The 26,956-nt window shown below is 63.6% G+C and carries 32 protein-coding genes, 1 pseudogene and 1 riboswitch; of the genes and pseudogenes, 13 read left to right on the top strand and 20 right to left on the bottom strand.

Translation table 11 applies throughout. From position 1 onward, the window contains the following. Positions 1-36: 36 nt before the first annotated feature. The 11 genes from ABD837_RS23665 to ABD837_RS23615 form a co-directional block, all read right to left on the bottom strand. On the bottom strand, positions 37-447 hold the full coding sequence (locus ABD837_RS23665) for an MlaD family protein (protein WP_345059538.1): 411 nt from the start codon (positions 445-447) through the stop codon (positions 37-39). Continuing rightward, positions 381-878: a hypothetical protein gene (locus tag ABD837_RS23660; protein ID WP_345059536.1), complete on the bottom strand. Its 498-nt coding sequence runs from the start codon at positions 876-878 to the stop codon at positions 381-383. The genes ABD837_RS23665 and ABD837_RS23660 overlap by 67 nt, the downstream gene beginning before the upstream one ends. Before the next feature lie 270 nt (positions 879-1,148). Further along, positions 1,149-2,135, bottom strand: a complete 987-nt coding sequence (locus ABD837_RS23655) for a 2-hydroxyacid dehydrogenase (protein ID WP_345059534.1) — start codon at positions 2,133-2,135, stop codon at positions 1,149-1,151. A 198-nt stretch (positions 2,136-2,333) separates the two neighbouring features. Continuing rightward, positions 2,334-4,727: a phosphoketolase family protein gene (locus ABD837_RS23650; RefSeq protein ID WP_345059532.1), complete on the bottom strand. Its 2,394-nt coding sequence runs from the start codon at positions 4,725-4,727 to the stop codon at positions 2,334-2,336. A gap of 140 nt (positions 4,728-4,867) precedes the next feature. Further along, positions 4,868-6,103, bottom strand: a complete 1,236-nt coding sequence (locus tag ABD837_RS23645) for an acetate/propionate family kinase (protein ID WP_345059530.1) — start codon at positions 6,101-6,103, stop codon at positions 4,868-4,870. A 251-nt stretch (positions 6,104-6,354) separates the two neighbouring features. Further along, positions 6,355-7,269, bottom strand: coding sequence for a universal stress protein (locus ABD837_RS23640; protein ID WP_345059528.1), 915 nt, complete (start codon positions 7,267-7,269; stop codon positions 6,355-6,357). A 46-nt stretch (positions 7,270-7,315) separates the two neighbouring features. Then, positions 7,316-8,188: a universal stress protein gene (locus ABD837_RS23635; RefSeq protein ID WP_345059526.1), complete on the bottom strand. Its 873-nt coding sequence runs from the start codon at positions 8,186-8,188 to the stop codon at positions 7,316-7,318. 62 nt (positions 8,189-8,250) lie between these two features. After that, positions 8,251-9,078 (bottom strand): universal stress protein, encoded by an 828-nt coding sequence (locus ABD837_RS23630; protein ID WP_345059524.1) that lies wholly within the window; start codon positions 9,076-9,078, stop codon positions 8,251-8,253. Between the two features lie 24 nt (positions 9,079-9,102). After that, on the bottom strand, positions 9,103-9,318 hold the full coding sequence (locus ABD837_RS23625; protein WP_345059522.1) for a hypothetical protein: 216 nt from the start codon (positions 9,316-9,318) through the stop codon (positions 9,103-9,105). Next, a complete protein-coding gene (locus ABD837_RS23620; RefSeq protein ID WP_345059520.1) occupies positions 9,302-10,789 on the bottom strand; it encodes a BON domain-containing protein in 1,488 nt (495 codons plus the stop codon). The genes ABD837_RS23625 and ABD837_RS23620 overlap by 17 nt, the downstream gene beginning before the upstream one ends. A gap of 114 nt (positions 10,790-10,903) precedes the next feature. Continuing rightward, positions 10,904-11,206 (bottom strand): four-helix bundle copper-binding protein, encoded by a 303-nt coding sequence (locus ABD837_RS23615; RefSeq protein WP_345059518.1) that lies wholly within the window; start codon positions 11,204-11,206, stop codon positions 10,904-10,906. Between the two features lie 541 nt (positions 11,207-11,747). Here ABD837_RS23615 and ABD837_RS23610 point away from each other — a divergent pair. Then, positions 11,748-13,232, top strand: coding sequence for a L,D-transpeptidase scaffold domain-containing protein (locus ABD837_RS23610; RefSeq protein ID WP_345059517.1), 1,485 nt, complete (start codon positions 11,748-11,750; stop codon positions 13,230-13,232). Between the two features lie 164 nt (positions 13,233-13,396). Here the strand turns inward: ABD837_RS23610 and ABD837_RS23605 are convergent, their stop codons facing one another. The 5 genes from ABD837_RS23605 to ABD837_RS23585 all read right to left on the bottom strand — a co-directional run bounded on the left by ABD837_RS23605 (position 13,397) and on the right by ABD837_RS23585 (position 16,746). After that, positions 13,397-13,966, bottom strand: coding sequence for a histidine phosphatase family protein (locus tag ABD837_RS23605; protein WP_345059515.1), 570 nt, complete (start codon positions 13,964-13,966; stop codon positions 13,397-13,399). Then, positions 13,951-14,733 (bottom strand): adenosylcobinamide-GDP ribazoletransferase, encoded by a 783-nt coding sequence (locus tag ABD837_RS23600; protein ID WP_345059513.1) that lies wholly within the window; start codon positions 14,731-14,733, stop codon positions 13,951-13,953. Before ABD837_RS23600 ends, ABD837_RS23605 begins: the two co-directional genes overlap by 16 nt. 40 nt (positions 14,734-14,773) lie before the next feature. Beyond that, positions 14,774-15,832, bottom strand: coding sequence for a nicotinate-nucleotide--dimethylbenzimidazole phosphoribosyltransferase (cobT, locus tag ABD837_RS23595; protein ID WP_345059511.1), 1,059 nt, complete (start codon positions 15,830-15,832; stop codon positions 14,774-14,776). 6 nt (positions 15,833-15,838) lie between these two features. Then, positions 15,839-16,417 (bottom strand): DUF6580 family putative transport protein, encoded by a 579-nt coding sequence (locus ABD837_RS23590; RefSeq protein ID WP_345059509.1) that lies wholly within the window; start codon positions 16,415-16,417, stop codon positions 15,839-15,841. A gap of 62 nt (positions 16,418-16,479) precedes the next feature. Then, positions 16,480-16,746 carry a hypothetical protein gene (locus tag ABD837_RS23585; protein WP_345059507.1) on the bottom strand — a complete coding sequence of 89 codons (267 nt, stop codon included), beginning with the start codon at positions 16,744-16,746 and terminating at the stop codon, positions 16,480-16,482. A 178-nt stretch (positions 16,747-16,924) separates the two neighbouring features. Further along, positions 16,925-17,125, bottom strand: a riboswitch (cobalamin riboswitch). A 484-nt stretch (positions 17,126-17,609) separates the two neighbouring features. On the opposite strand from ABD837_RS23585, the gene ABD837_RS23580 reads away from it, so the two are divergent. From ABD837_RS23580 to ABD837_RS23565, 4 genes are read left to right on the top strand one after another with little or no spacing between them, the layout of a single operon-like run. After that, the gene (locus ABD837_RS23580; protein WP_345059505.1) at positions 17,610-17,975 is read left to right on the top strand and encodes an ArsR/SmtB family transcription factor; all 366 of its coding nucleotides are present in this window, start codon (positions 17,610-17,612) and stop codon (positions 17,973-17,975) included. Continuing rightward, positions 17,972-18,592, top strand: a complete 621-nt coding sequence (merTP, locus tag ABD837_RS23575) for a mercuric transport protein MerTP (RefSeq protein WP_345059503.1) — start codon at positions 17,972-17,974, stop codon at positions 18,590-18,592. Before ABD837_RS23580 ends, merTP begins: the two co-directional genes overlap by 4 nt. Positions 18,593-18,602: 10 nt before the next feature. After that, the gene (locus ABD837_RS23570; protein ID WP_345059501.1) at positions 18,603-18,833 is read left to right on the top strand and encodes a GDCCVxC domain-containing (seleno)protein; all 231 of its coding nucleotides are present in this window, start codon (positions 18,603-18,605) and stop codon (positions 18,831-18,833) included. Between the two features lie 43 nt (positions 18,834-18,876). Continuing rightward, complete coding sequence (locus tag ABD837_RS23565; protein ID WP_345059500.1) at positions 18,877-19,083, top strand: hypothetical protein; 207 nt, start codon at positions 18,877-18,879, stop codon at positions 19,081-19,083. Between the two features lie 205 nt (positions 19,084-19,288). On the opposite strand, the gene ABD837_RS23560 is transcribed toward ABD837_RS23565, so the two are convergent. The 3 genes and pseudogenes from ABD837_RS23560 to ABD837_RS23550 form a co-directional block, all read right to left on the bottom strand. Beyond that, positions 19,289-19,540, bottom strand: coding sequence for a hypothetical protein (locus tag ABD837_RS23560; RefSeq protein WP_345059499.1), 252 nt, complete (start codon positions 19,538-19,540; stop codon positions 19,289-19,291). A gap of 129 nt (positions 19,541-19,669) precedes the next feature. Next, positions 19,670-20,068: a hypothetical protein gene (locus ABD837_RS23555; protein ID WP_345059498.1), complete on the bottom strand. Its 399-nt coding sequence runs from the start codon at positions 20,066-20,068 to the stop codon at positions 19,670-19,672. A 145-nt stretch (positions 20,069-20,213) separates the two neighbouring features. Then, positions 20,214-20,974 (bottom strand): annotated as a pseudogene (locus ABD837_RS23550) (IS5 family transposase). Positions 20,975-21,016: 42 nt separating this feature from the next. Here ABD837_RS23550 and ABD837_RS23545 point away from each other — a divergent pair. The 5 genes from ABD837_RS23545 (at position 21,017) to ABD837_RS23530 (ending at position 23,111) form a co-directional block, all read left to right on the top strand. Then, a complete protein-coding gene (locus tag ABD837_RS23545; RefSeq protein WP_345060019.1) occupies positions 21,017-21,151 on the top strand; it encodes a hypothetical protein in 135 nt (44 codons plus the stop codon). 53 nt (positions 21,152-21,204) lie between these two features. Then, a complete protein-coding gene (locus tag ABD837_RS25100; RefSeq protein WP_425554380.1) occupies positions 21,205-21,360 on the top strand; it encodes a hypothetical protein in 156 nt (51 codons plus the stop codon). Positions 21,361-21,375: 15 nt separating this feature from the next. Further along, the gene (locus ABD837_RS25095; RefSeq protein ID WP_425554388.1) at positions 21,376-21,597 is read left to right on the top strand and encodes a DUF3987 domain-containing protein; all 222 of its coding nucleotides are present in this window, start codon (positions 21,376-21,378) and stop codon (positions 21,595-21,597) included. A gap of 101 nt (positions 21,598-21,698) precedes the next feature. Next, a complete protein-coding gene (locus ABD837_RS23535; protein ID WP_345059497.1) occupies positions 21,699-22,286 on the top strand; it encodes a DUF3987 domain-containing protein in 588 nt (195 codons plus the stop codon). Between the two features lie 171 nt (positions 22,287-22,457). Beyond that, complete coding sequence (locus tag ABD837_RS23530; RefSeq protein ID WP_345059496.1) at positions 22,458-23,111, top strand: hypothetical protein; 654 nt, start codon at positions 22,458-22,460, stop codon at positions 23,109-23,111. A gap of 306 nt (positions 23,112-23,417) precedes the next feature. On the opposite strand, the gene ABD837_RS23525 is transcribed toward ABD837_RS23530, so the two are convergent. Next, the gene (locus tag ABD837_RS23525; RefSeq protein WP_345059494.1) at positions 23,418-23,870 is read right to left on the bottom strand and encodes a hypothetical protein; all 453 of its coding nucleotides are present in this window, start codon (positions 23,868-23,870) and stop codon (positions 23,418-23,420) included. A gap of 540 nt (positions 23,871-24,410) precedes the next feature. Between ABD837_RS23525 and ABD837_RS23520 the strand changes: the two genes are divergently transcribed. The 3 genes from ABD837_RS23520 (at position 24,411) to ABD837_RS23510 (ending at position 26,919) form a co-directional block, all read left to right on the top strand. Then, entirely contained in the window at positions 24,411-24,713 is a 303-nt protein-coding gene (locus tag ABD837_RS23520; protein WP_345059492.1) for a phage terminase small subunit P27 family, read from the top strand. A gap of 81 nt (positions 24,714-24,794) precedes the next feature. Continuing rightward, positions 24,795-25,145, top strand: coding sequence for a hypothetical protein (locus ABD837_RS23515; protein ID WP_345059490.1), 351 nt, complete (start codon positions 24,795-24,797; stop codon positions 25,143-25,145). A gap of 523 nt (positions 25,146-25,668) precedes the next feature. Next, complete coding sequence (locus tag ABD837_RS23510; RefSeq protein ID WP_345059488.1) at positions 25,669-26,919, top strand: site-specific integrase; 1,251 nt, start codon at positions 25,669-25,671, stop codon at positions 26,917-26,919. The last annotated feature ends 37 nt before the right edge of the window (positions 26,920-26,956 follow it).

Below are 26,956 nucleotides of genomic sequence, written 5' to 3'. Positions count from 1 at the left end.
TTTAACGCGCTAGTGCAGCGGCACCGTTAAACCGCGCTACCGGGCTGCCGGGTTGGGTATGTGGGCATCCCCTTGTTTACCCAGCGCCTGCGCCTTCTTTTTTTCCTGGCGCCAAAAGTAGCCGCGCAGCAGGAAATTGTGCTGCAGGGTCTCCATGCTCTGGTGCACGCTGCTGGCCAGGGTCTGGTCGTTAAGCAGGTCCCAGAGGGCTTTGCTGCCGTTGAGCTTGCCGGTAATCTCACGCAGGTCGCGGGTGATGCCCACCAGGTTTTTGTTGGATACATCCAGCGTGCTCAGCATGGCATCGATGCCTACGGCCGTGCGGGTTTGCCGCGCGTCGCCGGGGTTCACGGGCGGGGCGGCAGGGCCGGGGCCGGCGGTCAGGTTGATGATGGTGTTGTCCACCAGCCCGTCGGTGCCCACGGTGGCCACGGCATTTTTGTGCACGAAGGGCCGGATGGGGTGCCCGTCCAGAGCGAGCAGTACATCACGGCCAACCCGCCCGGCTTCGCGCGCGGGCTGCTGAGGTTCTGCGAGGCGTAGCGACCCGTAGCCACGGCCGCGCTGTCGCGGGTGAGCTTGCCCACAAAGAAGGATGGAATGCGGTAGCGGGGGACTATTCGGGCCATGGCGCGAGCCAGAAATAAGGGTGTGGCGGGCAGCGGCACCAGCGAGTAGCCGACGATGAACAGCTGACTTTTCCAACCTTTGGCTTTCAGCTGCTCGCCCAGAAACTGCACGTCTTCGTTCTTCGCCGGCTTGAAGTATTTGCTCGACAGCGCCGGGAAGTAAAGCGTAAGCAGGTAGCGCCCCAGAATGGACCCCGCCACCCCAATTAACTGCACCGGCCACACAGATAACCCGTAGTAAACGTGCAAAAAAAATCATGACGGTGAATGCCGGCAGAAGCGGAAACGGCACCACATCAAACAGGAAGGTCCCGAGAAAAACAAACAGGTAGGACCACATTGCGGGAGGGATTTGAGAAGGGAGCAGGAGAAACAGCACGTCATGCTGAGCGCAGCCGAAGCATCTCTACCGCGAGAGTAAATGAATTGCTTGCGCGGTAGAGATGCTTCGGCTACGCCGCCCTTCGGTTCGCTGCGCGCGGCATAACCGTTTTTTTTTCGCCTATTCGGCCAAGCCCCTTACAACTGGTGGGGCACGGGCTGGCCCTGAGCCCAGGCATTGAGACTGGCCACGGTGGCATCGGCAATGTTGGTGAGGGCCTCGCGGGTGAGGTAGGCCTGGTGGCCGGTGAGGAACACATTTGGGTAAGTGAGCAGCTTGGCGTAGGTGGCATCGCGCAACTGCTCGGTGCTGTGGTTGCCGAAGAAGAGGCCCTTTTCGTGCTCGTACACGTCGAGCCCGAGGTAGCCGAGCTGGCCCGAATCGAGGGCGCGCAGGGCGGCTTCGGTGGCGAGCACGCCGCCCCGGCCGGTGTTCACCAGCAGCACGCCACGCTTCATCTGCGCCAGCAGCTGGTCATCAATCAGATGACGGGTTTCGGCGGTGAGGGGCGTATGCACCGAGATGATGTCGGCCTGGGCGCAGAGCTCGGGCAGCGTCACGTAGCGCAGGCCAAACTGCGCGGTCAGGTCGGGGTTGGGCTGCACATCCACGCCCAGCAGCTGGCAGCCGAAACCGTGCAGAATGCGCGCCACCACGCCCCCGATACGCCCCACGCCCATGATGCCCACGGTTTTGCCGTGCAGGTCGAAGCCAATGAGGTCGTCGAGGCAAAAGTCATTGGCCCGCAGCTGCTGGCTGGCCTGGCGCAGGTGGCGGCACAGGGCCAGTATCAGCAGCACGGCGTGCTCGGCGATGGCATAGGGCGAGTAGTCGGGCACATTGGCCACGCGCAGGCCCAGCCGGGTGGCGGCGGGCAGGTCCACGTTGTCGGTGCCGGCGGCGCGCACCACCACGCAGCGCACGCCGTGGGCGTGCAGCTGCTCCAGAATCGGAGCCGACACGTCGTCGGGGGAGAATACGCAGACGGCCTCCGAGCCCTGCGCCAGGGCCACGGTGATGGCGTTGAGGCTGGCTTTGAAAAACCGCAGCTCGTGGCGGCCGGCATTGGCCTGTTCCAGAAAAGGGCGCTCAAAGGCCAGGGTGCTGAAGACGGTAACGTTCATAATGTCAGGTGGGAAGAGGAGGAGATATTCGTCAATTGGCAAATGGCTAGATGTAGAGTCTATTCCCTAGGCCGTCATGCTGAGCGCAGCCGAAGTATCTCTACCGCAGCAGTAAACTCAATCGAAAGGATTAGTTGCGCGGTAGAGATGCTTCGGCTGCACTCAGCATGACGTTTTTTTTATGGTTACGCGAGCCAGTTATCCCTTCCACGTCCACTCCCGGATTTCGGGCAGGTCCTCGCCGTGGTGGGTGATGTAGAGCTTGTGTTCCACCAGCTTATCCTTGATAAACTGCTTGAGGTAGGCGCCCTTGTTGCCCAGGCTGGGCACGAGGTTGAGCACGTCGAGCACGAGGTGGAAGCGGTCGAGTTCGTTGAGGACGGCCATGTCGAAGGCCGTCGTAACCGTGCCTTCCTCGCGGTAGCCGTGCACGTGCAAGTGCTGGTTGTTGGCGCGGTTGTAGGTGAGGCGGTGCACCAGCCAGGGGTAGCCGTGGAAGGCGAATACCACCGGCTTGTCGCGGGTGAAAAGGGCGTCGTAGTCGGCATCGCTCAGGCCGTGGGGGTGCTCGGTGCTGCGCTGGAGCTTCAGCAAATCGACCACGTTTACGACCCGGATTTTCAGCTCCGGCAGGTGCTCGCGCAGGATGCTGGCGGCGGCCAGAGCTTCCAGCGTCGGCACGTCGCCGCAGCAGGCTAGCACGGCGTCGGGCTCCTGGCCGGCGTCGGTGCTGGCCCAGGGCCAGAGGCCGATGCCTTCGGTGCAGTGCTTCTGGGCGGCATCCATGCTCAGCCACTGCGGCCCGGGATGCTTGCCAGCCACAATCACGTTCACGTAATGGCGGCTGCGCAGGCAATGGTCCATCACCGAGAGCAGGCAGTTGGCATCGGGCGGCAGGTACACGCGCACGATGCTGGCTTTCTTGTTGATAACGTGGTCGATAAAGCCAGGGTCCTGGTGCGTGAAGCCGTTGTGGTCCTGCCGCCACACGGTGCTCGTGAGCAGGTAGTTGAGCGAAGCCAGCTTGCGCCGCCACGGGATTTCCAGCGTCAGCTTCAGCCATTTGGCGTGCTGGTTAAACATCGAATCGACGATGTGCACGAAGGCCTCGTAGCTGTTGAACAGCCCGTGGCGGCCCGTGAGCAGGTAGCCTTCCAGCCAGCCCTGGCACTGGTGCTCGCTCAGCATTTCGAGCACGCCGCCATCGGGCGACAAAAATTCGTCGTTGGCTTCCACCTCAGCATTCCACTGCCGGTTGGTGGCCTCAAATACCGCTTCGAGCTTGTTCGACGCGGTTTCATCGGGCCCAAAAACCCGAAAGTTGCGCGGCTCCGCGTTCAGCCGCAGCACGTCGCGCAGGAATTGGCCGGTCACGGCCGTGTCGCTGGCTAGCACCGCGCCCGGCGCGGGCACGGCCACGGCGTAGTCGCAGAAATCGGGCAGGCGCAAATCGCGCAGCAGCTGGCCGCCGTTGGCGTGCGGGTTGGCGCCCATGCGGCGGGTGCCGGCGGGAGCTAACTCGGCTAATTCAGGCATCAGGCAGCCGTTAATGTCGAATAATTCCTCCGGCTTGTAGCTTCGGAGCCAGGCTTCCAGCTGCGCCAAATGCTCGGGCGGGGCGCTGGCCGATACCGCCAGCGGCACTTGGTGCGCCCGGAACGTGCCTTCGTTGGGCCGTCCGTCCACGGTGGCGGGGCCGGTCCAGCCTTTGGGCGAGCGCAGCACCAGCATCGGCCAGCGCGGGCGGGTGAGGTCGCCGGTTTCGCGGGCGTTTAGTTGAATATCCCAAAGGTCGGCGATGATGTGGTCGAGGGCCTCGGCCATGGCCTGGTGCATCAGTGCGGGCTCGTGGCCTTCCACAAAGTATGGCGTCCAGCCGTAGCCGCGCAGCAGCTGGTCGAGCTCCTCGTGGGTGATGCGGGCCAGGACCGTGGGGTTGGAAATCTTGTAACCGTTAAGGTGCAGGATGGGCAGCACGGCGCCATCGCGGGCCGGGTTGAGGAACTTGTTGGAGTGCCAGGCGGTGGCCAGCGGGCCGGTTTCGGCCTCGCCGTCGCCAATCACACAGGCTGCGATGAGGTCCGGATTATCAAACACCGCCCCGAAGGCGTGGCTCAGCGAGTAGCCCAGCTCGCCGCCCTCGTGCAGCGAGCCTGGCGTCTGGGGCCCCGCGTGGCTCGAAATGCCACCCGGAAACGAGAACTGCGTGAACAGCCGCTTCAGCCCCGCCGCGTCCTGGCTGATGTTGGGGTACACCTCGCTGTACGTGCCTTCGAGGTAGGTGCTGGCCACCACCGCCGGCCCGCCGTGGCCCGGCCCGGAGAGGTACACCATGTCCAAATTGTGCGCCTTGATAACCCGGTTGAGGTGGGTGTAGATGAAGTTTTGGCCCGGCGTGGTGCCCCAGTGCCCCAGCAGCATCTTTTTGATGTGGGCCAGGGTGAGCGGTTCGCGCAGCAGCGGGTTGTCGAGGAGGTATATCTGGCCCACCGACAGGTAGTTGGCCGCCCGCCAATACGCGTCGATGCGGCGCAGCATATCCGGCGTGAGGGGCGTGGCCACGGGCGCTTCGGTGAGGGTTTCGGTTTGCATGTTGGGGTTATGATTTTGGTCGTTTTTAGGGCATTTAGAACGTCATGCTGAGCGTAGTCGAAGCATCTCTACCGCAGCAGTAAACCTGATTGGTTGCGCGGTAGAGATGCTTCGACTACGCTCAGCATGACCGCCTGATTTTAGCTACCTGCCACTGAAACCAGGCGCCCCACTGTGCGGGCAATCATGCGCTCCTCGTCCGTCGGAATCACGCGCACCGTCACGCGACTACCCACGCTAGAAATCACGCCCGCGTGGGTTGCGTTGCGGGCTTCATCCAGCTTGATGCCCAGAAACGCCAGCCCCTGGCAAATGCGGGCGCGCACCTCGGCCGCGTGCTCGCCAATTCCGCCGGCAAACACCAGCGTATCGAGCCCGCCCAGTACGGCTGCGAATGCGCCCACGCCTTTGCGGGCTTGATAGCAGAACAGCGCCACGGCCTCGGCGGCGCGCTCGTCGGTTGCCTGAGCAGCCAGCAAATCCCGCATGTCGGAGCTGGTTTCGGAGACGCCGAGCAGGCCGGCTTCGTGATTAAGCAGGTTGTTGAGCTGCGGGCCGGTGAGCTTTTCGGTGTGCAGCAAGTAGTTGGTGATGCCGGGGTCGAGGTCGCCGGGGCGGGTACCCATCAGCAGGCCGCCGGCCGGCGAGAAGCCCATGGTGGTATCGAGGCTGCGGCCGTGGTGCACGGCGGCCAGGCTGGCCCCATTGCCTAGGTGCGCCAAAATCAGGCGGCCATTCGCGACTGCAGGGCCAGCCAGTCGGCCCAGCTCTTCCAGCAAATAGGCGTAAGACAGGCCGTGGAAACCGTAGCGCCGCAATCCCTGCGCCTCGAAGCGACGTGGGAGCGGGAGCATTTGCGCTACCCGTGGCATGTCGTGATGAAAAGCCGTGTCGAAGCAAGCAAACTGCGGCAGCTTGGGGTGGCGCTTTTGCAAGGCTTCAATCAGCGCCAGCTCGCCGGGCAGGTGGTCGGGGTCGAAGGCGCGAAACTGGCGCAGCTCGGCCACCAGCGCCGGAGTGATGCGCTCCGGCGCGTGGTGCGCCATGCCGTGCACCACCCGGTGCCCCACCGCCCGGATGGTGCCGAAATCGGCGTTTGCTTCGAGCCAATCGAGCAAAAAAGCCACGGCGGCGCGCTGGTCGGTCGCCGCCACCGCAACGGTGGTGGCCGGCTGCCCGGCATCGGCAATGGTGAGCGTGGTGCCGGGCAGGTCAATGCGGTCGAGGTGGCCGTGCAGGCCTCGCTCCGACGTTTCGCCCAGGCCATAGACCGCGAATTTGATGCTCGACGAGCCGCCGTTTAGGGCCAGCACGCGGCCGGCCGGCGGTGCCTGAACTTCAATTTCAGCGGCTTCAACCGCTGGCTTCTGTCTCATAAAAAAGCGGGCAATTACTTGCAGGGTAGCAGGCATCAGGCTGGTAGAAACACTTCCTTGAAAGCGCTACCGCAGCGGCGTCGGGTTCGAGCTGGAAGCGTGCTTGTAAGCACTGAACACGGCCAGCGTAGCCAGCATAAATACCGAGAAAAGAATGGTGGGCGTTATCATGGCAAGGGTGGTTTTAAGGGCTGGTTTCAGCCCGTGGTGAAAAAGAAAAGCGGATGTATTGCGTGGCTTCGGCGAGAAGCTCAGTTGGCGGGCGCCAGGCCGGAAAGCACCGAATTGGTAAGCAGAGTAGCCGTGGCAAGATGGCCGGAATCGGACGCGACGGCTACAGGTGCCACCGGCAGCACCAGTACTGGCACGGGGCAGTGGGCTAGCAGGTAAGCCGTCACACTATGGTGAAACAACTCGCCCAGGTAGCTGCGCTCGCGGGCCAGCACAATCACCAAGTCGGCCTGGGTGTCCTGCACGGCTGCGAGCAGGCCTTTGGCATAGTCGTCGTTTACGTAGCCGCGCAGCTCGGGCGTGGGCAGGCCCTGCACCAGCCCACTTAGCTGGACGTTCCGCAGCGCGGCGCTGCAGCCTTCGTCGTCTTCCACCCCGCTCGATACGTGGGCCACAATGAGCTCCGCGCCGGGTAGCGCGAGCAGCTGGCGCAGGGCCTGGGCATTGGCAGCCAGGGCGAAGGGCTCGCGGTCGGTCGCAATTAAAATGCGGCGCGGAGCTTGGTCGGCCGGAATGGTGGGTGGCACCAGCAGCACGGGAAAGTGCCCTGCCCGTAGCAGCTCGGCGCAGTCGGCGGCGATGCTGATTTCGGCCCTTTCCGGGTCGGCTTGGCTGAGCACGAACAGGGCCGGCTGGTACCTTTTGGCCAGGTCTTCGGCCACTACGGGCAGCAGGTCGGTGGCCACTTCCACGTTGGGTGAGATGTGCAGCTCATCGGCCAGGCGGTAAAGCGCCGCTGCAGTTTCGGTTTCGCAGGCCAGCTCTTCCTGGCGGAAGCTTTCGGCCATCAGCTCGTAGGGGTCGAACGAGGAGGCCCGCTTGACGTGCAGCAGCACCAACTGCCCGTGGAGGGCCTGCGCCAGGTTGTTGGCGTAATGCACCGTGTGGCGGGCGGTGGGATAAAAGCCGGCGAAAACAACAAGGTTGAGCGACATGGTCGGGGTGTCTTTAGATAAAAAAGGCAGCGGGTTAATTCGTTTCTCAGGTCATGGCGGGCATCCAGCCAGGTAGTTCGGGTGCCTCCACGGGCACCAGCAGCACCGGTACCCGGCTGTGGCGCAGCACCTGCGCCGTCACGCTTCGATGGAACAGGCGGCCCAGGAAGCTGTGCGGCCGGGCCATCAAAACCACCAAGTCGGCGTGGGTATCAGCAAGGGCTTGCAGCACGCCAGCCGCCGGCTGGGCGTGGCGTTCCTGGTATAGCCACAGCGGGGCATCCGGCGGCAGCAGGCCGCTGGCCCGGACATCGGCCATTGCCATGCGGCTTGGGTTGGCTTCCGGCTCCTGGCCGGTCACCACGTGCGCCACCGTGAAGGCGGCTTGCCAGGCCGCCAGCAACGGCGCTAGCGCCCGCGCGGCCGCATTGAGGCGGAACGGCTCGGCATCAAGCGCCAGCAGCACGCGGCGGGGAGGGGCCGGGGCGGCCGGGCTGCAGCTTTCCGGCACCAGCAGCAGCGGCTGGTGCGTGGCCCGTAGCACGGGCAGCAGCTGGTTGTGCAGCCAGTGGTCCAGCATGTCGTGTTCGGGGCTGAGGCCCATCGCCAGCAGCAGGGGGTGGTATTGCGCCACGGCCGCATCCACCGCGTCGCACAGAATGCCCCCCGACTCGGCCACCTGCGTGGGCCCGGGCAAGCGGTGCGCCAGGGCCCGCAGGCCGGCCATGGTTTCGGCTTCGTTGCGTTGGGTTTGCTCGGCTGAGGCGGCCACCAGCTCCGGTTCAAGCATCACCGGATACACATCGAGGTGGAGCAGCACCAGCGGCAGGTGCAGCGGGGCGGCCAGCGCGGCGGCAACCCGCGCCGTGTGTTCGGCGGCCTCCGGGAAATTGGCGAGTACTAAGACGGACGAATTCATCGCGAAGAGCAAAAAGGTGGAGCAGCACGCAAAAAGAACCAGCCCGCGCCCGGGCCAAGGCGTTAATCCTCCGCGGGCAGCAGCAGGACCGGAATGGCGCTTTCCTGAATGAGTTGCGCCGTGACACTGCTGTGGAACAGGCTGCCCAATAAGCTGTGGCGCCGCACCACCACCACCAGCACATCCGCCTCCTGGCGGGCCGTTTCCTCCAGCACGCCGGCCACTGCCGATGCGTGGTACACTTCGTGCAAACGGCTCTCGGCGAAGGTGCTGACCAGGTCATTGGCGCGCACCGTTTCCAGCACGTTGCTTGCGCCGGGCAGGGCGTGCTCGTCGTCGGTCACGTACACCGCGTCGAGGGTGGCGTGGGTGGCTTGCAGCAGGCGGCTCAGCACCTCTTGGTGGTCGGCGTCGTTGAACGTGAAGGGCTGCCCGTCCACGGCCAGCAGGAAGCGGCGGGGCGGAAATGCGTCCCAGCCCACTGCGGGCACCAGCAGCAGCGGATGCGGCGCGTGGCGCAGCAGGTCCATCACCGCGTTGGTCAATAGCTCGGCGGGTTCGGTGGCGGCACTCGGCCGGCCCAGCACCATGCACAAGGGATGATGGCGGCGCACGGCCTCCGTCACGGCCTCGGGCAGGAAGCCTTCGGCTACGTCCACTTCGGTGGGCACAGTCTGCTCAGCGGCCAGGTGCCGCAGGGCCTGGTCGGTTTTCCACTCGCCCGGCGCGGTGTGGCGCTCATTGAACCCTTCCGGCACGGGCAGCCCGTCGTAGCGCGTGTGCAGCAGCACGAGCTGCGCGTGCAGCGGCACAGCTAGGCCGGCCGCGTAGGAGAGGGCGCGGTTGGTGACGGCAAAAAAATCGGTCAGGACAACGAGGGAGGGCATCATGAGAATGAAAAAAAGGTGAGAAAATTAGCGCACCGGCGCGGGCTGCTTTGGCAGAAATGGGCCAGGTGGGCGCTTCGCCAGCGGTGGCCGGACGGTTGAGGGTATGCGGGGCGCTTCGTACAGCCAGTCATCGGAGGCCATGCACGCATCGGCTTCTTGCGCCTCCTGCCGCGTCCCGGCGCTGACGAACCACGCCGCGTCGTCGGTGCGGTTCAGGCTGGGGCTAAGCTTCGATTCCATGGCCGGCCAGCGTTTGCGGGATGCGGTCCAGCACCTGCAGGTGGTTGTTTACTTCGTGTGCGCCGGCCTCGCGGGCTTCTTCGGCCGCCAGCCGGCGGTCGAGCCAGGTATCGACGGTGCCGGTGAGGGTGGCGCGGCCGTTGGCTACCTGCACAGTCAGGTCCTGGTCGTGCAGGCCCGCCGACCAGTTGTAGCGGGTGCGGATGCGGGCGGCCAGGGCCAGGTCGGGGCTGAGCAGAGTTGGGTTCGGCCCAGCCCCTGCCGGCAACAAAGCGGGCCACGAGGGCCTGGCCTCCGATGCGGCCCGCATTACCACCAGCCGGTTATTTACGTCGAGCACGCCGCTTGCCCCGGCCGCCACCTCGCCCGCGTGCTCCCGCTCAAAATGCGTGTCGACCGGGCCCGTGAGCAGGGCCTGCCCGCCGTGCACCTGCACCCCAAATACCAGGTGGCCCACGTAGGGGTCGCGGGCCAGGGCGGCCGCGATGGTTTGGCGAATGTCTTCGTCGGGCACCAACCGGGTTGGCCGCACTTTCAGCAGGTTGTGTACGTTGGCCACGCCCACCACGTGGCGGGCGTCCTGCTCGGCATCCAGCCGGATGCGCAGGTTGCTCACGGTGCCGGCCAGCGTCACCACCCCATCGAGCACTTGCACCAGCGTTTCGGCCGAGCGCACCCGGGGATTGAAGCGGAGCGTGGCCCGCACGGCCGCCCCAATGGCGGCATCGGTTTTGGGGGCAAATTTCTCGCGGCGGATTTCGCGGTCCAGCGCCCAGTAGGCCACAAACAGGTCGCGGGCATCCACGCGGGTGGCCCCGGTCTGGTAGGCAATGGCCACGAGTCTGTCCTTCTCGGCCGCCGTGCCCACCGTGCCCGACAGGTGCACCACCTGCTCGTTGGTGCGCACCACCACCAGCGCCCCGTTCACGCGAATATCCCAGTCGAACTGCTCGCGAATCTGGGTGGTGATTTCCTCGTCCGAATTCAGAATTCCGCCGCCCCGAATCATCAGCTGTTCGGCTTCAAAACCGCGCACCCCGCGCACGCCCTGCACTACGCGCAGCACCAGCTGTTTCTCGGCCCACGACTGCACCAGCCCGCTCAGCGTGACCACGCCGTGGCTGGCTAGGGTGTGCACCTGGTAGTCGTCGGTGGCGGGGTCGTCGGCCAGGGCGCGGGCCACGGCGTGCTGCAATTCGGCATCGGGCACGTCGGCGGTGCGCACGGCCAGGGCGCTGTGCAGGCCGCGCACGCCCCGCACGGCCAGCGCAATTTCCTCGGCCCGCTGCTTCGCCAGCAGGTTATTGGTGAAGCCGCTCAATTCCACAATGCCCTCGCGGGTTTGCACGTCAATCAGGTGCGCGGTAAGGCCCTTTTTGGTGGCCAGCAGCGTTTCGATAGCGGCCGTGATGTCGGCATCGGCGAGTTCGCCGGTGGGAGCGGGGGGCGTTTCGAGGTGGGTAGTTTGCATGGGCGGGTGGGATTGATGGTGGCGGAGCTGCTTCTGCTGGAGCAACAGCTTCGTGCTTGGTGAGAAGGGCTTGCGCCGGATTTTTGATGGCTGTTGGCGCGCAGGCCACAAGGGTTAAGCGCAGCGGCGGCAGGCCTCGGCGCACTCCTGGCAGTGCCGATGCTCGTGCTTGGCGCACTCATCGGCGCAGGCCCGGCAGATTTCGGCACATTCCTCCAGCAGGTGCTCGGCATGCGCCGAGCCACGGGCCAGCAGGCGGGCGGTCAGGGCGCACACGTCGGCGCAGTCGCGGGTGAGGCTGATGCAGCGGGCCATCATCTGCACGTGGGGTTCCTGCAGGCAGGCGCTGCTGCAGTGCTCGCAGGCCGCTACGCAGGCGTTTAGGGCATCGAGCTGGGTTTGGGTGTGGGAGGTCATGAGAAGGGGATTGGGGAGCAGGGATTTATATCTGCAAAAATCCGCCGTCCCAGCCCGCCATGCCCTGACGATAATTGCCCAGGTACCTGACGTTTGTCAGGCTTCCGCTGCACTGAGCAGCGTCCACCTTTTACTCCCGGTAGTAGTGCCGGAGGCGGTTTAGCCGGTGAAGCGGTTTTCCTGGTTCCGCACGCTTTCGCCGTGGCGAAGCAGCACAAGTCGTTGCGTTGGGTAGAGTGGGGCTGAGCTACAAATGGTGCGCGGCGCTAAGCCCCGCGAATGGTGGCCCGCGCTGCCTGGCTTTAGCCAGAAGTTCACTGCCGGCAGCCGGCAGCCAGCTGAGGAGCCGGTCATGCGGTATTCGCCCCGCAAGATTACCGGCCCGGGCTCGCCAAAAGCATGATATAAATCAACTGGGAACAAAACCTATAACAGGGCGCCCCGGGCGCTTCTGCCGGAAATTGCTCCCAGCTTTTAGCTGGCTTTTCGACGGCTTTTTACCGCTCTGGCCCAGCCCCACAAGTTCATTTCCCTGCTCCCGATGCGGTTCCTGTTCATCCTGTTCCCCTTCATCCTGCTGTCGCTGTTCGCGGCCCGGCCCGATGCCGCAATTCCCGGCCCGGTCCAGGCCGCGCCCGGTGCAACGTCTGCCCGCATCCAAGCCTTGCTGGCCGATACGCTGGCGGAATCGCTGCCTCTGGTACAGGGCCAGCAGGCCCGGGGCTTCTACCGTGGTCGCGCCTACAGCCCCACCTGGTGTGCCGCGTACCAACCGTCGGCGCAGGGCCGCACGGCGCTGGCCCTGCTCACCCGCGCCGAAGACTTCGGGTTGTTGCCCAGCCGCTACCACGCGGGAGCGTTGCAAGCGTTGGCCGACTCGCTGGCCCAACCCGGGGCACCCGAGCGGCAGCCCGCACAGCTGGCCCGGTTCGACGTGCTGCTCACCGATGGGCTGCTGACCTTTGCCGTGCACCTGCGCCGGGGGCAGCTACGGGCCTTCACGCCCTCGCCGCTGGAAAAAGCCGGGGTGCCGTTTGCCCCCGCTGCCTGGCTGGCGCGCGCCCTGGCAGCCCCGGACTTTGCCCGGGCCCTGCTGCAGTGCCAGCCCCAGCAGCGCGAGTACCAGCAGCTGCAGCAAGCCCTGGCCCGCTGGCGGCGGCAGCCCGCGGGGCCCGATGCCGCGCAGCGCGCCCGCCGCGCCCGCCAAATGGCCCTCACGCTGGAGCGCTGGCGTTGGGAGGCCATTCCGGCCGCCGACTATGTGCTGGTAAACCTGCCCGCCTACCAGCTGGAAGTGGTGCGCCACGGCCGGGTGCTGCAAACCCACCGGCTGGTCATCGGCCGGCCCGCCAGCCCCACGCCCACGCTCAGCAGCCGGCTCACCTCGTTCACGGTGGCGCCGGAGTGGCGGGTGCCCAACAGCATTGCCACCAAGGAAATACTGCCGCACATGCAGGCCGGCACCCGGGCAACTTCGGAGCATAATTTCCTGGTTGATAATAACTACACGCTTTACGATGCCAACGGCCAGCGCCTGGACCCGACTACCGTGAATTGGCAGACCGTATCGGCGCAGCATTTCCCGTACACCATCCGCCAAAACGCTGGCTGCGAAAACGCGCTGGGCAACATCATTTTCCGCTTTGCCAACCCGTATTCGGTGTATTTGCACGCGACATTCAATACCTCGGATTTTCAGAAACCCTACCGGGCACTGGGCCACGGCTGCATGCGCATGGAGCGCCCCATGAAGCTGGCCGCCTACCTGCTGGGCCCCGACGCCGCCCGCGCCAAGCTGCCCACGGAAGCCCAATGCGAAGCGGCCCCCAAGCCGCGCAGCTATTACCTGCGGCGGCCGGTGGCGCTGTATGTGCGCTACGCGACCTGCGCGGTGGTGGCGGGCCAGCTGCGTTTTTATGCCGACGTGTACCGCCAGGATGAACGGCTGAGTCAGCAGCTTTTTGGGCGTGGGCTAGCGCCGGCAGTATCCCTAACCCCTAATCCACAAACCCACCATAAGCTCTAGCAGAGCCGGTGCTTCTCCGACCAGATGAAGGCGTGCAAAAAAAAACGTTCTCTCTGCTCTTTCTGGCGGTTTGGAGTTAAGCCTAACGCCCGGCAGCAAATGAGCCGACTTGGTGAACTGTCGCCTGGAATACAAGAAAAAGGCCTTCTGCCGGCGGCCCTTGCTCAGCGGTTCACGAAGCGTACTTCCCAGCGTCCGTGCTGGTGGCGCAGCCCCGACACCGACGCAAAATCCACGGCTACTTGAAACGCCTGCGCCAACGGCAGCTCCAGCGCGTGGCACAGCAAGCTGCGCACTATCCCGGCGTGGGTTACCAGCGCCACCGGCCCGGCCGCGGGGGCTGCCAACAATTCGGCCAGCAGCGCGCCCGTGCGCTCGTGCAGGTGCTCAAACGCCTCCCCGCCGGGCGGTGCCTGCGCCACAAAGTCTGCCATCCAGGGGTTGAGCTCGTCCGGCGGCAGGTCCGCCCACGGCCGGTTTTCCCACGCGCCGAAGTGCAGCTCGCGCAGCCGGACATCTTCCGCAATCGCCGTTTCCGGCCAGAGGTTTTCGGCCAAACGGCAGCAGCGGGCGGCAGGGCTGCTAAGCACCCGCCAGCCAGGGGCCCCGTCCGGAAGCTTGGCGCGCAACTGCGCGGCTTCGGCGGCAAAGGTGTCGGCCAGCGGCACGTCGGTGTGGCCGTAGCAGCGGCCCGCCACGGCCACGGCCGTGTGTCGGATTAGATAAAGGTCCATGCCGATAAAGCCAGTAAAAACAGGTATACGGTTACTTCAGCCACTTGCTGAATGGCCCCCAGGCAGTCGCCGGTGTAGCCCCCAATCCAGCGCTGGAAGTAGCCGGCCAAATACATTTTCACAGCCGCCAGCGGCAGCACTACTGCCAGTAGCAGCGGCTGCCGGGCCCAAGCGGCCCCTAGTAGCAACGGCAGCGCACCCAGCAGCAGCCCGATGGTCAGTTCGGCCCGGCCCAGCTTCTTGGCCACGGGCTTGGCTTTGCTATCCTCGTTGTCGCGGGCGTAGTCGTGGCTGAAAATACAGGTCAGGGCCGTGGTCCGGCTCAGCGGGTGGGCCAGCAGCAGGGCCGGTACCACCCAGGCCGGTGGGAGCCCGCGCAGGGCCACAAACTTGAGGGCCAGCACCAGTCCCAACCCAGCGGCTCCGTAGGTGCCCAGGCGGCTGTCCTTCATAATATCGAGGATTTTGGCCTTGGTCCAGCCGCCTCCGAACCCATCGCACACGTCGGCAAAGCCGTCCTCGTGAAATGCGCCGGTCAGCAGCACGCTCACCACCGTGCTCAGCAGCAGGGCCACGTCGGCGTTGCCGAACAGCCACCGTGCGCCCACGTAGCCCGCCGCTGCCGCCGCGCCCACCAGCCAGCCGATGACCGGGAAATACACCGTGGCCTTGTTCAGCAATTCCTCCGAATGGTCGACCCAGGCCGGGCACGGCAGGCGCGTGTAGAACATCACGGCCGTCAGAAATACGTGTAGTTGGCGGCGCATTTTTTACTGTTGAATGAGAAAGAAAGAATTGGGACGATTATTAGTCGGCAGCGACTTGCGATACGCCAGCGCTTTCAAACGACGCCATGTCGTTGAAGAAGGCCACGGCCGCCTGCACCAGCGGGTAAGCCAGGGCGCACCCCGAGCCTTCGCCTAGGCGCAGGCCCAGCCGCAGCAGGGGCTGCGCGCTCAGCACCCGCAGCAGGTGCGGGTGCCCGCCCTCGGCTGACTCGTGGCTGAACACGCAAGAGGGCAGCACGGCCGGGGCCAGCCGCCAGGCCACCAGCAGTGCCGCCGAGGCAATGAAGCCGTCGATGAGCAGCACCATGCCCAGCTCGGCGGCCCGCAGCATGGCCCCGCACAGCTGCGCGATTTCGAAGCCTCCGAACGTGGCCAGCACCGCCAGCGGGTCGGTGCCGTCTACGGCGGGGTGGGCGGCCACGGCGGCGGCCAGCACCGCGTGTTTGCGGGCCAGCCCGGCCGCGTCGAGGCCCGTGCCGCGGCCCACGCAGTCGGCCAGGGGCACACCGCCCAACCGGTGCAGCAGCACGGCAGCACTGCTGGTGTTGGCTATGCCCATCTCGCCAAAGCCCACCACGTTGCAGCCCGTGCCGTGCACCTCGCTCACCAGGGCCGCGCCCAGGTTCAGGGCCCGGTGCATTTCGGCCGGCGTCATGGCGGGCTCGTGCAAAAAGTTGCGGGTGCCTTCGGCGATTTTCTGGTTGCGCGCGGCCGGCAGATCGGCGAAGGAGCCGCGCACGCCGGCATCCACCACGCGCAGTTCGAGGCCGTGCAGGCGGCAGAACACATTGATGGCCGCCCCGCCCGCCGCGAAGTTGCGCACCATCTGGTGGGTTACGTCGGCGGGGTAGGCGCTCACGCCGGCCGCGGCAATCCCGTGGTCGGCCGCGAACACTAGCACGTGGGGCCGGTGCAGCACGGGCGTTATGGTTTGCTGAATGAGCGCGACCTGTCGGGCCAGGGCTTCGAGCTGCCCCAGCGCGCCCAGGGGCTTGGTTTTGGTGTCGATTTTGGCCTGAATGGTGGCGGCCAGTGCCGCGTCGGGCGGGCGCAGCGCCGGAATGGTGAATTCGTTCATCGGTAGTTAAGCATGAGCGAGGCGGGGCCGGGCCAGCACCGGAAAGCGCCACTGCGCGAGCTCTAGCCCGCCAAACAGCACGGTGCAGTAGAACAGGTTGCTCAGCAGCGAATGATTGAAAAACGGCAGCCCAGCCGCGTAGCAGGCCAGCAGCCCGGTGCCGGTTTGCGGATAAGTGGCTGAGCCCAGCCACACGCCGAAGTTGGTAATCAGGAAGAACAGCACCGCCGCGCCCACGCCGGCCCCGGCCACCCGCACGAAACTCACGCGCCGCAGCAGCCCGGCGTGGGCCAGCAGCGCCAGCAGGGCGTAGGTGCCGTACTGCCAGTAAAAGCCCGAATAAAACAGCTGCACGTGGCCCAGGTACTGGTAGTTGAGCACCAAATCGCTCAGCCACACGCCCAGCAGGGGCACCGCCACGGCCCAGCGCCGCCGGGCAAAGTACGCGCCCCCAAACAGGGCCATCGAATCGAGGGGGGCGAAATTGGGCAGGTGGGGCCAGTGCGGCAGGGCCACCCGGCCCAGCACGGCCAGCAGCACAAAGGCCAGCAACACCCAGAGACGCGGGGTCAGAACTTCTTTCATGGAAATAAAATGAGGTGGTAAGAGAAAGCGAGAAGGAGGGAAGTGAATGGGAGGCGGACAGTTCAGGCCGCCGCCACGGGTGGTAGCGCGGCGGCGGGCCGCACGGGCACCGACCGGCGGTGCCCGTCCACGGCCACGAAGGTGAACAGGCTGGTCACGGCCAGCAGCCGTTCGTCAGAGTCCATCTGCTCCATGAATAGCTCCATGCGCACCTGCAAGCTGCTGGTGCCCCCAAGCAGCGTGTCGTAGTGGTTGGCGGTGTTGGAAAACACGGCCTTGAAAATGCGCGTTTCGGCGCGGGCAAGCTGCGGGTCGGGCGAAGGAAGCATGGACGGCGGGCAAGCGGGTGGCAGACAGCAGCCGGGCGGCGGGCATGCCGGCCGGGTTACGCCCGCTGTTCCGTTTCCAAAGCCCTGGCCAGCAGCAAGCACCCTCCGGCCACGCAGCCGCTGGCCGCGTCCGGGAACCGGGGTGCTACTTCTGAGTAGAGCCCCATAGCGCGGAGGCAGCATCAGCCGGCGGAAGGCAGGTCTCCTGACTTGCTCCCGGCGGTCCGCCTTCTCGCCCCAATCCGGGGCAATGGCTGCGTGGAACGCCGTGGCCGGCCCAGGGCCGGCGGGAGCTTACAGTAGCGCGTCTGTCCGGGAGTTGCACCCGGTTCCCTTTTGATTCCGGCCGAAGCCGGAAACCTTTCGCCGTCGGGGTATGCAGCGCATTCCCCGCGTAACGGCGGCGAAGATACAGGTTTTGGGGCCCCGCGTGGCGAAAATTTGAGGGCGGTGCTTCCGCTTTACGCCGCGTAGGGGCAGCTGTTGAAGCAGCTGCTGCCCGTTTCGCCGGGGTTTAGCAGCTGCCCGGCTTCGGTGGTGGTGAGGGCCACGGCTCAGCGGGCGGCCGGGGTGAGCAGCAGCGGCCGGCTCGGGGTCCCCTACGGTCGAGGCAGCGGGTAGGGCGGCCGCGCTGGTCGCTGCCCTCGCAGGCCGGAAAGGCCAGTTGATAGTACTCGGTGCAATTTCAAGAGAAAAGGTAGCCCTGTTCGCAGCAATTGTTTAGGACTACTACCGCGAGGAAGAATTACAGGTCGCCTGGCGCATAGGCCGTGATTGCTCAGCCGTTAGGCAAAATAGGAGGCTTTTGTCCGTACTTTAGCATTAGCTTAAATACGATAGTAGTTTTTCCACTCTCTTTCTCCATGAATCCAACCTCCTGCGTTCGGGTCTTTGCCGACACCGACCACATTCAGCAGTGCCAGGAGCGCCTGGCCCAGGCAGCCCCCGCGCTAAGCTCGCTGGCCAGTGTGCTGGCCCTGGCCGGCAACGAAGTGCGCCTGCAGCTGCTCTTTCTGCTCGCCGACAAGCAGCTCTGCGTGTGCGATTTGGCTGACGTACTCAGAATGAACATTTCAGCCGTGTCGCAGCACCTGCGCAAGCTGAAGGACGGCGGGGTGGTCACCGCCCGCAAAGTTGGCCAAACCGTGTTCTATTCCCTCAACGCTGAGCACCTGCCCGTGCTTCAGCCCCTGCTGGCCCGCCTCACCGCCACCCAACCCGCCCAATGAACAACGCCCCTGTTCAACCATCCAAGTCCTTATTTGGCGCCGGCCTGCTGGCCGCGCTGGCCGCTTCGCTCTGCTGCATCACGCCATTGCTGGCCGTGGTTGGCGGCCTTGGCGGCGTGGCCAGTTCCTTTTCCTGGCTTGAACCCTACCGCCTCTACCTGGTGGGCCTCACGGTGGCCGTGCTCGGCTTCGCTTGGTACCGCCAGTTGCGCCCCGCGCTGGCAGCGGCCGACTGCTGCACTGTGCCCGAGAAACGCTCCGTTATGCAGTCAACCAGCTTCCTGGCGACTGTTACGGTGCTCGCGGCTGTGCTACTGGCCTTCCCGTACTACGGCGCTGCACTTTACCCCGCCAGGCCTAGTGCCCCGGCCGTGGCCGCCAATGGCCCTGCCCCCGTCTGGCAAACCCGCACCTACCGCATCGGCGGCATGACTTGCGAGGCCTGCGCCCGCCACGTCGAAAGTGAGGTGCAGCAAGTGCCCGGCGTGCAAACCGTAGCCGTGTCCTATGACCAAGCAACCGCCCAGGTGCGCTTCGATGCCGCCCACGCACAGGCTACCCAGGTAGAAAACGCCATAAACAGCACCGGCTACCTCGTTCTGAACCCCACCCGCTAACCGCCGTCCCGTGGCCCCGACCCAACCCGTTACCCTGACCTCCGTGCTCACCTGTCCCGTCTGCCAGCACGCGCAGGCCGAGCAGATGCCCACCGACGCCTGCCAGTGGTTCTACGAATGCACTAACTGCCACACCGTACTCAAGCCTCTGGCCGGCGACTGCTGCGTGTACTGCTCCTACGGCTCCGTACCCTGCCCACCCATCCAGGAACAGGGCAAAGGGGCCTGTGGCTGCTGCTAATCAACATTAGCTCTCATTTTCAACCAATTTACGCTCCCCACTCATGAAAAACCTCCTGCTTGCCCTGACTCTCCTCGCCACCATCAGCACCGCCTCCGCCACGGACGGCCAGCCCGGCAAGAAAGGTAAAAAGGCTGCAACCGAAACCAAGCCGCAGTGCTCGAAAGATGAGAAGGCTGGTGCCAGCTGCTGCGCCAAGAAAACCACCACAACCGCCGCCGTTAACTTGGCTCCGGCGCTGGTCAAATAGCTTTCAGCACGGGCATTCGGGCTGCCGCTTAACAAAAAAAACTCGTTTCCATGCTGTAAAAAGGGTTTTTGTGTAGTGCAGATAGATTTTCCACTCATGCTTGTTGCAGGTCGATTTGCGGTGGCGAAAGAATTAGCGTGCCCGCCACCAGTTTCCTAAACAGTGGGTTGGCTGGCAGTTCCTGCCCGCCGTTGCCATCCGGCGCCTAGTTGAAGATGACCACCTCTTCACCAGGCGTGCTTTGCGCCAAATGCTCTTCCAGTACTTCCTGCCCACTGTTGGAGTGCAGTGCCTGCGTGAGCAGCGTGTAGGTGCTCACGTCCACATTATAAAGTTGGTTGAGCGCATCCATCTGTATCATCGCGTCCTCAGCCGCCCCGATGGCATCCGGCAGCAGTTTAGTGTAGCGACGCGCCTTCTGGTCAGCCTTGGCCCGTAGTTTAATAGCGCGCTTCATGCGCCGCTTGAATTAGGCTTGAAAGGCCGTTAATGCCATGATTACGATAACTCAGATATTGAAATTAATGAAGAAAAAAGCGGCTGACCGCTACCGGCTGGCCGCTTTGTGCCTTGGGTTCTTAGTGACTTACGCCCCGTACTCAATGGCCAGCGGGTCGGTGCTGTTGCTGTTGAGCGGGTAGAACTTGCCATTCACCTGCTGGTAGAAGTTGATGCCCACCATCCCCACCACTAGGTTAGCTGCGGGCGGAGCAGCCGGAAAGCTGGCCACCATCGCCTGGTTCACCGGGGCCGGGCTGTTCACGGGCAGGATGACCAGCGGCGCGGCCACTACGGCGTTGGTGGGGGCAGCATGGTACACAATGCCCCCGGCCAGCACCTCGTACGTGTCGCCGTCGACCACCCACGTCACCCGCTCCTGTTCCGCCAGCGGAGCAACTGTGGCACCAGCAGCATTTGCCGCAAGCAGCTTGACGGGCAGCTTCCGCGCCGGAGCGGAGCATCTCCGTGGTGCCAGTTGAGCCACACCTACCACTGCAGCGCCCCGCCTGCCAGGAGCAAGCGCACCCGGGCAGTTATCCGAACCAGCTGTAAAATTTCACGACCCTACTACCTCTAAATCAGTGGTTATAAATTCGACTAGCCAACTATACCTTAGGTTGTACGGACAATTAGCGAAGCCACGAAAGGGCTGAAACGAAATGCACCATTCCGAGGAAACTGCTGGCCGTTTTCTCGTAGCGCGTGGCCAGCCGGCGAAATTGCTTGAGGCGACTGAAAAACCGCTCTATTTTGTTGCGGTCGCGGTACAGGTTGCGGTCGATAAGCCGAACGGTTTTGCGGTTTTTTTTGCTGGGAATGACGACTTGTGCGCCCAAGGCCTCGACGGCCGCCACTACCGCGTCCGTGTCGTAGGCTTTGTCGGCCAGCGCGTTGCCCGCGCCATCGGCGGCCACCAGCACGTCGGCCGCACGTCGGCAATCGGCTTGCTGGCCGGGCCCGAGCACCACGCGCAGCGGGTTGCCCAGCGCGTCAACCAGCACGTGAATTTTGGTGGTCAGCCCGCCGCGGCTGCGGCCGAGGGCTTCGTCGCCGAAGCGGCTTTTTTTCGGCTGCCCGCCGCCTGCGCGTGGGCCCGCACGACGGTCGAATCGAGCATCACCCAGTCCAAGTCCGGTTCCTGCACGGCCTCGAACAAGCGTTGCCAAATGCCTTTGTGGGCCCAACGCCGGCTGCGTTTGCGCAGCGTGTCGTGCTTGCCAAAATGCGCCGGCAGCCCCCGCCAGGCGCAGCCGTGGCGCGCCAGCCAGAACACGGCGTTGAGAAAGAGCCGATTATCGGCTCCTGTGCGGCCAACGTCGCCCGCTTTGCCCGCTAAATGGGGAGCCAAAGCGGCCCAGGCACGGTCACTAATCTCATCAACACTGCTCACGAACGCAAAGATAAGTGTCCGTACAACCTAGGAGTGCCTACTATGTGCCAGGTTTGTATCTACCCGAAGGAAGCAGCTGCCTTTACCGGCAATGGCTACCAGGCCGGCAAGCGCCTGTTGCAGCGCATCCGGGTGCAGCTCGGCAAGCCCAGCCGCGCCCTGGTTTCCATCCGGTAATTCTGCGCCTACATTCACCTGCCCGAGCAGGAAGTACGCGCCAAAAAGCCGTAATGCTGCTGGGCACGTTGGCCGTGTTGTCGGGCTGTTTTCCGGCCGTGGGCGGCACCTACAACAAGCGCCGGTTTGGCCTGAACCTGTTTGCGTTCATCATTGCCCCGGCGGCCAGCGGGAAGGGAACCTTAGCCTGGGCACGGCGGCTGGCCTAGCCCTTCCACAAAGAACTGACCGATGCCAGCCACGTAGCCCGTGCCGAGTACGATGCCGAGTTGGCCGCCTACAAAAACGCCGGCAAGGCCAAAGCCAGCCTGAGCCCGCCGCCCGATGCCCCGCCACCGCACAAGCTGCTGTACTTACCGGGCAACGCCACCGCCGCAGCCCTGGCCACGGCCCTGGCTGAAAACGACGGGCGCGGCATCATGTGCGAAACCGAAGCGACACCATGAGCGGGGCGCTGGGGGCTGACTTTGGCAATTTTAGCGACGTGCTACGCAAAGCCTTTCAGCACGAACCCGTGTCGCTGCTACGCAAAACTGACCGCTAACACTTGGACTTGGCCCGGCCGGCCCTGAGCATTGCCCTGACCGGCACCCCTGGCCAGCTCCCGCGCCTGATGCCCACGGCGGAAGATGGGTTAGTGAGCCGGTTCCTGTTCTACACCTTCGCGCAAGCCCATGCCTGGCAAGATGTAAGCCCCAGTGCCGGCCCGCCCCTTGACCCGTATTTCGACACCCTGGCCGGGAAGCTTACCCGCATGATAAAGGCCACGCCCTTGATCGATGAAGCCGGCGCGTACCCCGTGGAAATAGCCTTAACGGTCTCCGACTGGCACCGCCTGAACGCGGCCGGGGCGGCGGGCCTACAGGAAGCCACTACCCACGGCGGGGGCGCGGGAGCCAGTCAGGCGTTCCGGCTGGGCTTGATTGCCTTTCGGGTGGCCGGCCTGCTGACCGTGCTGCGCTGCTTTGAAAAAGGGCAAGCCCCCGCCGGCCGACTCGAATGCAACCCGGCCGACGTGGGCACCGCCCTAGCCATTATGGACACGGCCCGCGCCCCGTGCTGGCTTCCCTTCCCAAGCCTGCTGGGGCCAGCGGGGGGCGCTATGCGGCTAAAGTTGGGCAGGAGGCTAAGGTGAGAGAGCTACACGCGGCCGGCCTGAGCTACCGGGCAATAGCCGAGCAAACGGGCGTACCCTTCCGCACCGTGGGCAACTGGCTAACGAGCGGCTGACTATGCCATTTGTGCCAATGCCAAAAATGGCACGGCACAAATGGCACACCAATGCAAAACTGATTTACCCAACCTCATGCGAAGCTTCATTTTAGAAAGAATCAAAACCGATACCCCACTGGCTCAGTTGTTCTATGCCTATATGAGCGGCCTAGCTACGCTGGAAATATTCAGCACGCCCCGCGAATCCATGCGAGCTTGCCGGGTAGCCTTTGCCCATGAAGCCCACAGCGAAAAGCCCGCGCTTTCCATTGTCGGACAGGCCCAACGCTACTACGAGCTAACGGTACTGAGCAACGCACTAAACAGCCTGTATTGGCACATAGAGCAAGCGGCCGAACTGCTGGCCCTCACCGGCAACCTGACCATCAACGGCAACGCCCTTACGCTGCGCTCCAGCGCCCGCAGCGATGCCCTGGCCACCGCGGCGGGCCGGGCGGCCACGGCCGTGCAGCTCTACACCAACCCGGCCCACGGCGGCGCGGCCACGCCCACGGGCGCGATACCGGGCACGGTGGTGACGGTGTTTGACGCGCTGGGCCGCTCGGTTGCTTCCGCCACGGCCGGGGGCTTTTTTTGTGGTCGGCAGGATGGTATTGGGTGTCGGCAGGGGCTTCGAGACTTAATGGGCGGAAATTTATCGGGGCAGGATGCCGGGGGTGCTCAGGGGCGGGGGAGCCGGGCGCGGGGCAAATCAGGGCCTACTGTGAGCATGAAGGGGTGGGGCTAATGTTGGGTAAAGGCCTTGAGCAGACGCAGGTACTTTTTGCGACCCTGCTCGATGCAGCCAGGGGTCGGCGTTGCCTCGACCTGCCAGACCTCAGGGGGGCGCTTTAACCGCTTGAGGCGCGGCTTCTGCACACCGATGATGATAAAGCGGACCGCCACTAACGGGCCTGAGTATAGGGTGGCTTGCAAGTTGTAGTCGTAATGCTCGATGGTGGCACCTTCACCTAGGCCTGGCACTCACCGGCAATAAAAAACCCCACCGGTTAGAGTGGGGCTTTTTAGCAACTGCGTATTCTGCAACAGGCGCTTACTTCTTCGACGCGGCTTTACCGGCCATCTTGTTACCGCGCGCAGTAAGCGTAAAGGTTACGTCGCCATTGGGCTCGGTTACGGCTACCGTATTGTAAACCAGGCCTTTGGTCGGGCCTTCAACCTCTTCAGTGTAAGTAGAGTTGAATGTTATGCGCGTGCTGGGACGCGACTCAGCAGGTACTGTGCCTTTCCAAACAGAAGAGGACTGGCCGGAGGGCGCTACGATAAACTTAACCTGTTTCATGTTCACACAGCCATTCTGCGCCAAAGTCGGGATGCCGAGAAAGGCGTTGCTTGTGCACCCCACGCGGTCAGTTTTCTGGACGTATGCCCCATTGCCTTGTTGGACAGCGAGGCCAATGCGGTTTTGAGCCTGGACTAGGTCACCAGCAAAAGTGAGGCCCGTGAAAAGAGCAAAAGCGGCGAGTTTATTCAGGGAGATTTTCATAGTGTAGATTGGATAAGATGTGAGTAATAACAAGAAATCAACGCTCCTTAAGTACTGCTTAGGCAAACACTATACCAGCTTAAAACAGGAGCGGCCCCCTTGTACGCGACTTCCATTAATACGTTTCAGAAATTAATCAGCAACACAAGCACGATACTGATAATCAGCTCACACCCATGCCTCTAGGCTAGACCGCTGCCTGAGGAGATTTCTTTGACGTGCATAATGAAGGGGTGGGGGGGCTAAGTCCCTCGCACGGCTCCATATGGTAACCGCATATATCCCTTCACACACACGCGTGCATAATTCGACTCCAAAAAGTTTGCCCTCACCTCTTACTTATCGCCCTTTAAATTCCGTTATATGCCAGCCGGACGCCCTCCCAAACCAACCCATCTTAACACCTTGGCCGGCACGTTGCAACCCAGCCGCGCCAACGCCCACGAGCCCACGCCTTCTGTGCTCTTACCGACCCCGCCCAACTGGCTGAGCGACAAGGCTCGGCAGTACTAGGGCGACGTTGGGGGCGTGCTGCTGGACGTGAAGGTATGTACCGTGGCCGATGGCCCCGCCCTGCAACTGCTGACGGAAGCACTAGCCGAGTGGGCGCAAGCCCGACAAGCCGTGCAAGACCGGGGGCTAACCTACGAGACCACCACCGTTAGCGGCAACATCATGCGCCGCCCGAACCCCGAAGTGGCCATTGCCGCCGATGCCTGGCGCCGCGCTTTGGCCATGCTTTCCCAATTCGGGCTTACCCCGGCCGCTCGTTCCAAAGTGAGCGCTCAGCTGGGAGAGGACGCCAAAGACCCTTTTGCCGATATGTTAGCCGACTTGAAATGATGAAGCCACCGGCTGCCCACGAAAAAGCCCCGCCGCCCATTTCCTGTAAACAACAACGATTAACAACCCTAACCCCTGATTATGGCTTACGAAAAAGGCATTTCCGGCAACCCCACGGGCCGCAAACCCGGCACCCCCAACAAGGCCACTACGACGGCCCGCGAAGTCATGAGCGCCGCCTTGGCTGGCGCCGACGCCGCGAAGCTGGCCGCGCAACTCGACACCCTTACCGGCAAGGATTACATTGACGCCTACGTGAAGCTGGCCGAATTCATAACCCCGAAGCTGCAACGCACCACCCTAGCCGCCGATACGGAAAGGTCAACCATTGAAGTAACGCTAAAACTTGGCGGCCCCAGCCCCGACGAACGAGGCGCAAACCGATTGACCAACGAAGGGGACGCTAGCTGGCTGCTAGGTAGCTTTGATTAGCACCGCGCCCTAATTGATGAACGCGGGGCTAACCGTTTGGCAGAACTGGTAATTACAACATTTCGGGCTTGCACAAAGATACGTTACCTTGCAACTGTGCAACCAGATGAACAACCAGACCAATTCGATGCCCGCAACTTCTATATAATGCCGGCTTGTATGGCAATCCTTTGGGGCCTGCTGACGTGGCTGGGGCGGCCCCTTATGTAGCCAGATAAGCCGCGTATACTTGGCGAAAAAGTCAACCCGTGTACCCCTACGTGTACCCTTGAAAAGCAAAATGCCCCTTTGCGAGCTGCAAAGGGGTATTTCTGTGGTCGTGTAAGGAATAAAGCACCCCGACCCCACCCGACGCTACACGTGCTAAAACCCTCTCAAACCGACTGAAAACGCCTTTGTCAAAATTTCAGCATCGGTTAGTATCTGATTAAATCCGTTAATAAAGTCCAAACTGTCCGATTTCCTGTCCGATATCGGACAGCCGTTTGTATCTTTAGAGTGGCAACTAAAACCCCTCTAAAGCATGGCTAAGGTAACATTTTTGCTCTATAATCCGGCCGCCGACAAGCCCACGCCCATCATTGCATCCGTCACTTTCGACGGCCAGCGCCACAAGGTTTACGTTGGCATTTCCATCATTCCGCAGCACTGGAACAAGGAAGACCAAAAGGCATTGACGCGCGGCTATTCGCATACCAACAACAGCAGCATCAACGATACTTTAGAGGACACCAAGACCCGGCTGCTCAAGTGCTACGACGACCACCGCGCCGTGGGCACCCTGCCAACGCTGGCCACCCTGAAGACCGTGGCCGAGCCCGTAGAAAGTGCGTCGGAGCCGGAACCTGTTCTCGACAGCGCAGACATCGAAGCCCCCGCCCGTCCGGACCTGCTCACCACCTTCTCCAACTGGATAGAGAACCGCGGCCTCACGCAAAGCCCCAACACCGTCCGCACGTACCGCACCTGCCTGCGCCACCTGCGCGACATGCAACGCATCGAACGCTACGCCATCGACTTCGACACCGTGAGCCACGGCTTCGGCGAGAAGTTTGCCCGCTACCTGCTCACCAAGCGCAACCTCATCGACAGCGTCATCAACAAAAACCTGTTTCGCATCAAGCACTTTTTGGTGTGGGCTCAGGAAAACGGCTACCCCGTCGTTGTCGAGCCCAAGCAATTCCGCTGGCAGCACCAAGAGCCGGAAATTCTAACTCTGACCCGCGCTGAGGTGCAGCGCCTCGCTGACCTCGACCTGAATACCCACCCCACCCTCGACAATGCCCGCGCCCTTTTCCTGATTGGCGTGTACACCGGCCTGCGCTTCTCCGACGTAGCCGCCTTGAAGCCCGAACACGTCCAGCCCGACCGCCTACGCCTAACCACCCAGAAAACCCGCACCACGCTCACCGTGCCAGTGCGCCCCGAGGCCCAGCCGCTGCTGGCCCGCGTGACCGCCGGCACCCTGCGCCCCATTGCCAACCAGAAGCTGAACGGCCACCTCAAAGAGCTGGCGCAGTTGGCCGGCATCGAGGCTCCCACCGAGCGGGTGCGCTATGCCGGCGGCCAGCGTCGCGCCCACACCGCCCCCAAGTACGAGTTCGTGACCACGCACACCGCCCGCCGCACCTTCGTCACGCTGGCCCTGGAGGCCGGGGTGCGGCCCGAGGTGGTGATGCGCATCACGGGCCACAAAAGTCTGGCCGCGTTCCGGCGCTACGTCAATGTGAGCGAAGACACAATGCTGAGCGAGTTTTCCCGCGCCTTCGCGTAACGAGGCCCGCGCCAGCCCTCCATTTTCTACCTCACCA

It is taken from the genome of Hymenobacter glaciei (genome assembly GCF_039539585.1).
In the GTDB taxonomy this organism is placed as follows: Bacteria; Bacteroidota; Bacteroidia; order Cytophagales; family Hymenobacteraceae; genus Hymenobacter; species Hymenobacter glaciei.
Note: the sequence above shows the minus strand (reverse complement) of the source record. Positions and strands in the feature narration are given on the sequence as shown.